General features: G+C 69.1%; 4 protein-coding genes. 2 read left to right on the forward strand and 2 right to left on the reverse strand.

The genetic code is table 11. From position 1 onward, the window contains the following. Positions 1 to 4: 4 nt before the first annotated feature. Both ACFVW8_RS04510 and ACFVW8_RS04515 read left to right on the forward strand, forming a co-directional pair. On the forward strand, positions 5 to 1,738 hold the full coding sequence (locus ACFVW8_RS04510) for an ABC transporter ATP-binding protein (protein ID WP_389686086.1): 1,734 nt from the start codon (positions 5 to 7) through the stop codon (positions 1,736 to 1,738). Next, positions 1,738 to 3,669: an ABC transporter ATP-binding protein gene (locus ACFVW8_RS04515; RefSeq protein WP_389686087.1), complete on the forward strand. Its 1,932-nt coding sequence runs from the start codon at positions 1,738 to 1,740 to the stop codon at positions 3,667 to 3,669. The genes ACFVW8_RS04510 and ACFVW8_RS04515 overlap by 1 nt, the downstream gene beginning before the upstream one ends. A gap of 58 nt (positions 3,670 to 3,727) precedes the next feature. Here the strand turns inward: ACFVW8_RS04515 and ACFVW8_RS04520 are convergent, their stop codons facing one another. Further along, entirely contained in the window at positions 3,728 to 4,873 is a 1,146-nt protein-coding gene (locus ACFVW8_RS04520) for an RNA polymerase sigma factor (protein WP_389686088.1), read from the reverse strand. A 216-nt stretch (positions 4,874 to 5,089) separates the two neighbouring features. Further along, complete coding sequence (gene dnaG, locus ACFVW8_RS04525; protein ID WP_389686089.1) at positions 5,090 to 7,000, reverse strand: DNA primase; 1,911 nt, start codon at positions 6,998 to 7,000, stop codon at positions 5,090 to 5,092. Positions 7,001 to 7,217: the final 217 nt, after the last annotated feature.

A 7,217-nucleotide genomic window follows, 5' to 3' on the forward strand; every position in this document is an offset into this window, starting at 1 on the left:
ACGCGTGCTCATAAAACTCCTGCGGGCCTATCTCGGTCCGTACAAGAAGCCGATCGCGCTGCTGGTGGTCTTCCAGCTGCTGCAGACCTGCGCCGCCCTCTATCTGCCCACCCTGAACGCCGACATCATTGACAACGGTGTCGTCAAGGGAGACACGGGCTACATCCTTCAGTACGGCGGCGCCATGATCGTCGTCAGCATCGCCCAGGTGGTCTGCAACATCGGGGCCGTCTACATCGGCTCCCGTACCGCGTCCGCGCTCGGCCGCGATGTCCGGGCGTCGATCTTCGACCGGGTCCAGTCGTTCTCCGCGCGTGAGCTCGGCCGGTTCGGCGCACCCACCCTGATCACCCGTACGACCAACGACGTCCAGCAGGTCCAGATGCTGGTCCTGATGACGTTCACGCTGATGGTCTCGGCCCCGATCATGTGTGTCGGCGGCATCATCATGGCGCTCGGCCAGGACGTCCCGCTGTCCGCGGTGCTCCTCGCGGTGGTGCCGGTCCTCGGGATCGCGGTCAGCCTGATCGTGAGGCAGATGCGTCCGCTGTTCCGCACGATGCAGGAGCGGCTCGACACGGTGAACCGGGTGCTGCGCGAGCAGATCACCGGCAACCGGGTCATCCGTGCCTTCGTCCGCGACGACTACGAGGAGGAGCGGTTCCGCGGCGCCAACACCGAGCTGACGGACGTGGCACTGTCCACCGGCCGGCTGATGGCACTGATGTTCCCGACCGTGATGACGGTCGTGAACGTCTCGTCGGTCGCCGTCGTCTGGTTCGGCGCGCACCGGATCGACAGCGGCGGGATGCAGATCGGGGCGCTCACCGCGTTCCTCTCCTATCTGATGCAGATCGTCATGTCGGTGATGATGGCCACCTTCATGTTCATCATGGTGCCGCGCGCCGAGGTCTGTGCCGAGCGCATCCAGGAGGTCCTGGAGACCGATTCCAGCGTGGTGCCACCGGTCGATCCGGTGCGCGAGCTGCGCGCCCACGGCCACCTGGAGGTCCGGGGTGCGGACTTCCGCTACCCGGGCGCCGAGGCATCGGTGCTCAGGTCGGTTGATCTGGTGGCCAGGCCCGGCGAGACGACCGCGATCATCGGGTCGACGGGCAGCGGAAAGTCGACGCTGCTCGGTCTCGTACCTCGGCTGTTCGACGTGACGGACGGCCAGGTGCTGGTCGACGGAACGGACGTACGGACGCTGGACCCAGTGCTGCTGGCGAAGACCGTGAGCCTCGTCCCGCAGAAGCCGTACCTGTTCTCCGGAACGGTCGCGACCAATCTGCGGTACGGCAACCCGGACGCGAGCGACGAGGAGCTGTGGCACGCGCTGGAGGTCGCCCAGGCCAAGGAGTTCGTCGAGGGACTGGAACACGGGCTCGACGCACCGATCGCGCAGGGCGGCACCAATGTCTCCGGCGGACAGAGACAGCGGCTGTCGATCGCCCGGACGCTGGTCCAGAAGCCGGAGATCTACCTCTTCGACGACTCGTTCTCCGCGCTGGACTACGCCACGGACGCCGCACTGCGTGCGGCCCTGCTGCGCGAGACCGCGGCCGCGACCGTGGTGATCGTCGCGCAGCGGGTGTCCACCATCCGCGACGCCGACCGGATCCTGGTCCTGGACGAGGGCCGGGTCGTCGGCTCCGGCAGTCATCACGAGCTGATGGACGGCAATGAAACATACCGGGAGATCGTTCTCTCCCAGCTGACGGAAGCGGAGGCCGCGTAATGGCCGGGCCTGGCGGACGCATGATGGCGGGCGGGGCGCCGACCGAGCGGTCCATGGACTTCAAGGGCTCCTCGAAGCGGCTGCTGAAGCGCTTCACCGCGGAGAAGACCACGCTGTACGTGATGCTGGTGGCCGGTGCGCTGAGCGTGGCGTTCTCGGTGGTCGGCCCGAAGATCCTCGGCAAGGCCACCGACCTGGTGTTCGCCGGGGTCATCGGGCGGCAGATGCCGGAGGGGACGACCAAGGAGCAGGCCATCGAGGGCCTGCACAGGACCAACAGCGGCCTGGCCGACATGCTCTCCAAGGTGGACTTCACCCCCGGGCAGGGCATGGACTTCGACGCGATCGGCCAGGTGCTGCTCGCGGCACTGGCCGTGTACGTCGGTGCCGGACTGCTGATGCTGGTGTCGACGCGGCTGTCGATCCGGGTGATCAACCGGGTCGTGTTCCAGATGCGCGAGGACATCCAGACGAAGCTGTCCAGGCTCCCGCTGTCGTACTTCGACCAGCAGAAGCGCGGCGAGGTGCTCAGCCGGGCGACGAACGACATCGACAACATCTCCCAGACGATGCAGCAGACCATGGGCCAGCTCGTCAACTCGGTGCTGACCATCGTCGGCGTGCTGATCATGATGTTCTGGATCTCTCCGCTGCTCGCTCTCGTCGCACTGGTGACGGTGCCGCTGTCGGTGGTCGTGGCGACGAAGGTGGGCAAGCGCTCGCAGCCGCAGTTCGTGCAGCAGTGGAAGGTGACGGGCAAGCTCAACGCCCACATCGAGGAGATGTACACCGGGCACACCCTGGTGAAGGTCTTCGGCCGGCAGGACGAGTCCGCGCGGGACTTCGCCGAGCAGAACGACGCACTGTACGAGGCTGGGTTCAAGGCGCAGTTCAACAGCGGGATCATGCAGCCGCTGATGATGTTCGTGTCGAACCTGAACTATGTGCTGATCGCCGTGATCGGTGGCCTGCGGGTCGCCTCGGGCGCGCTCTCGATCGGTGATGTGCAGGCCTTCATCCAGTACTCGCGGCAGTTCTCCCTGCCGCTGACCCAGGTCGCCTCGATGGCGAACCTGGTGCAGTCCGGGGTGGCCTCGGCCGAGCGGATCTTCGAACTGCTCGACGCCGAGGAGCAGGACCCCGACCCCGCGAAGGGCGAGGGCGGGCACCCCGGGATTCTGCGCGGCAACGTCTCGCTGGAGAACGTGTCGTTCCGCTACGACCCGGAGAAGCCGCTCATCGAGGAACTGTCGCTGAGTGTCGAACCGGGCCACACGGTCGCGATCGTCGGCCCGACCGGCGCCGGCAAGACGACGCTGGTCAATCTGCTGATGCGGTTCTACGAGGTGACGGGCGGCCGGATCACCCTCGACGGGGTCGATGTCGCGACGATGTCGCGCGACGACCTGCGGTCGGGGATCGGCATGGTCCTCCAGGACACCTGGCTGTTCGGCGGGACCATCGCGGAGAACATCGCGTACGGCGCCTCGGGCGAGGTCAGCCGGGAGCAGATCGAGGAGGCGGCGCGGGCGGCCCACGCCGACCGCTTCATCCGCACCCTGCCGGACGGCTACGACACGGTGATCGACGACGAGGGCACCGGCGTCAGCGCGGGCGAGAAGCAGCTGATCACCATCGCGCGGGCGTTCCTGTCCGACCCGGTGATACTGGTCCTCGACGAGGCGACCAGCTCGGTGGACACCCGTACCGAGGTGCTGATCCAGAAGGCGATGGCGCACCTCGCGCACGGTCGTACGAGCTTCGTGATCGCGCACCGGCTCTCCACCATCCGGGACGCCGACGTCATCCTGGTGATGGAGGACGGCTCGATCGTCGAACAGGGCACGCACGACGAGCTGCTGGAGGCGCACGGCGCGTACGCCAGGCTGTACGCGGCCCAGTTCGCGCAGGCGGTCGCCGAGGTCGACTAGTCATCGGCCACGGCGGTGTTCCGCGGCTGCCCCGGCACACGAGCGCGTGTACGCGTGCTCAGTCGAGGTAGCCGCGGAGCTGGTCGGCGAAGGCGTGGTCCCGCAGCTTGTTGAGGGTCTTGGACTCGATCTGGCGGATGCGTTCACGGGTCACGCCGAATATCCGTCCTATCTCCTCCAGCGTGCGGGGCCGGCCGTCGGCCAGCCCGTACCGCAGCTGCACCACCTTCCGCTCGCGCTCGTTGAGCGTGGAGAGCACCGCCTCCAGGTGTTCGCGCAGCAGCAGGAAGGCGGCGGACTCGACCGGGGAGGCGGCATCCCCGTCCTCGATCAGATCGCCGAGCGAGACGTCGTCCTCCTCGCCGACCGGGGCGTGCAGCGACACGGGCTCCTGGGCCAGCCGCAGCACCTCGCCGACCCGCTCCGGGGTGAGGTCGAGCTGGTCGGCGACCTCCTCGGGCGTCGGCTCGTAGCCGCGCTCCTGGAGCATCCGGCGCTGGACCCGGACGACGCGGTTGATCAGTTCGACGACATGGACCGGGACCCTTATGGTCCGCGCCTGGTCGGCGAGGGCGCGGGACATGGCCTGCCGGATCCACCAGGTCGCGTACGTCGAGAACTTGTAGCCGCGGGCGTAGTCGAACTTCTCGACCGCCCGGATCAGTCCGAGGTTTCCCTCCTGGACGAGGTCGAGCATCGTCAGTCCGCGGCCGACGTAGCGTTTGGCCACCGAGACGACCAGGCGCAGATTTGCCTCGATGAGGCGGCGTTTGGCCATCCGGCCCATCACCACCAGCCGGTCCAGGTCGACGGCGAGCCGGGTGTCGGGGTCGGGGGTGCGGGCGAGGCGTTCCTCGGCGAAGAGCCCGGCCTCCACGCAGCGGGCGAGCTCCACCTCGTCGGCGGCGGTCAGCAGCGGGATGCGGCCGATCTCCCGCAGGTACTGCCGGAACAGGTCGGACGACGGTCCGGCGGTGTCGGGGCGGCCGCGCTGCGCGGGAGGTTCCGGCAGCTCCGCTGACTCCTCCATGACTGCCTCGGGTGGGTCGGGGATGTCCTGCGGGTCCGCCGCCGCCCCGGGCGGGTGCTGCCGTTCGGGCACGGGCGGCGGCCGGTCCGCCGCGGCCTCCGGATGATGTACGGCCCGGGTCTGCGCGGGGATTGCCGGGACGGGCTCGGTCTTGGTGACGGTCCGGGTCTGCACGGGGGCGACCTCCAGGTGATCGCTGCCGGACCGCGGGGATGGAGGACCACCGTTCGGTGGGCCGGCCGCGCTCCGATGACTCAGACCGAATGGCAATCCGGTCGGTCTAACACCGCCACCCAGTGTGGGGTACGACACACAGCTGCCACGAGGGGCGTGCGGGGACTTTCTGAGTTCGCCGCGTGACCGGGCGGTTACGCGGGGGCCCGAGGCCGGTCAGAGCGCGTCAGCTCCGCTGTTGCGCAGGGACTGCGCGTACTGCTGGAGGACCCAGACCTCGTTCTGCGCGGCGGCCAGGTGCTCGGGGGCGACATTGCTGCCGAGCCGGGTGAGGCTGCCCTGGACGTCGTTGATCCGGCGGTCGACGGCGCGCAGCCGGACCTTGACCAGATGCTCGCCCGCGTACGCCTCGTCGATGGACTTGCCGTGGAAGACCTCGACCGCCAGCTCGGTGACCAGCTTGCGCACCGTCTCGTTGGGGGTCGCGTCGAGCACCTGGACGAGGTATTCGCGGGTCTCGGGGACGCCCAGCTCCGCGCCGCCCGCCTCCGCGATGCACTGGCGGACCGCGGCGTACGGCGGGGCGGTGAACTCGTCCGCCCCGTAGGCGTCGAAGGCCGGGGAGACCAGGGCGGGCTTCTGCAGGGCGAGCTTGAGCAGCTCACGCTCGGTGCGGTGGGCGGGGCTGCGGAGGTTGAGCGCGGGGCCGGAGGGGACGACGGGGGCCTGGACCTGCTGGTGCTGTGCGCCGGCGCGGGAGGAGGACCGTGCGGGACCTCGCTGGTCGCCGCCCCGGCCCCGGGCCCACTGGGCGAGCTGGTTGACCCGGTGCACGACGTACTCCTGGTCCAGGATGCCGACGAAGCCGGCGAGCTGGACGGCGACCTCACGCTGGACGCTGCCGGTCTTGATCTTGGCGACGACGGGGGCGGCCTCGTCGAGCGCGGCGGCGCGGCCCGCCGGGGTCTCCAGGTCGTAGCGGGCGACGATCTGGCGGAGCGCGAACTCGAAGAGCGGCGTGCGGGGTTCGACCAGGTCGCGGACGGCCTCGTCGCCCTTGGCCAGCCGCAGATCGCACGGGTCCATGTTCTCGGGGGCGATGGCGATGTAGGTCTCGGCGGCGAACTTCTGGTCGTCCTCGAAGGCGCGCAGGGCGGCCTTCTGGCCGGCCGCGTCACCGTCGAAGGTGAAGATCACCCGGGCGCTGCCGTTGTCCATCAGGAGCCGGCGAAGGATCTTGATGTGGTCGCCGCCGAACGCCGTGCCGCAGGTGGCGATGGCGGTGGTGACCCCGGCGAGGTGGCAGGCCATCACGTCGGTGTAGCCCTCGACGACAACGGCCCGGCTGGCCTTCGCGATGTCCTTCTTGGCCAGGTCGATGCCGTACAGCACCTGGGACTTCTTGTAGATCGCGGTCTCGGGGGTGTTGAGGTACTTCGGGCCGTTGTCGTCGTCGCGCAGCTTGCGGGCGCCGAAGCCGACGATGTCGCCCGCGGTGTCGCTGATGGGCCACATCAGCCGGCCGCGGAAACGGTCGATGGGGCCGCGCCTGCCGTCCTGGGAGATGCCGGAGGCGATCAGCTCCTTGTCGCTGAAGCCCTTGCCGCGCAGATAGCGGGTGAGGTGGTCCCAGCCGGCCGGGCTGTAGCCGACGCCGAAGTGGGCGGCCGCGGCCTGGTCGAAGCCGCGCTCGGCGAGGAACTTGCGGCCGATCTCGGCCTCGGGGCCGTCGAGCTGCTCGACGTAGAACTGGGCGGCCACCTTGTGCGCCTCGACCAGCCGGATCCGCTCACCGCGCTGGTGGGAGGGGTTGTACCCGCCCTCCTCGTACCGCAGGGTGATGCCGGCCTTGGCGGCGAGCCGCTCGACCACCTCGGAGAACTGGAGGTGATCGATCTTCATCACGAAGGCGATCGTGTCGCCGCCCTCCTGGCAGCCGAAGCAGTGGAAGAGACCCTTGCTCGGACTGACCTGGAAGGAGGGGGACTTCTCGTCGTGGAAGGGGCACAGGCCCTTGAGGTTCCCACCGCCCGCGTTGCGCAGCTGGAGGTACTCGGAAACGACGGCGTCGATCGGGACCGCGTCCCGGACCGCCTTCACGTCGTCGTCATTGATCCTGCCTGCCACGGGTGAAGTCTACGGGTGGACTACGACAGCCCGGGTCCGCGGGCGTCGCCGGGTTCCGGGGTGCGGGTCCTTTTGTCCTCAATCGCCGGACGGGCTTGATTTGGTTCCCCGCGGGGTGCGCCCCTTGCCCGGTGGGTGGGGGGCGGTGCCCCTCCGGGGCGTCTCCTCAAAAATGGCGTGTTCACCCGGGTCCGAGAGGGGGGCCGGGTCGTACGCC

Source organism: Streptomyces sp. NPDC058221, assembly GCF_042882365.1.
GTDB lineage: Bacteria > Actinomycetota > Actinomycetes > Streptomycetales > Streptomycetaceae > Streptomyces.

Coding starts and splice junctions, on each gene's coding strand:
- ACFVW8_RS04515 (WP_389686087.1), top strand. CDS start 1,738: ATGGCCGGGCCTGGCGGACGCATGATGGCGGGCGGGGCGCCGACCGAG.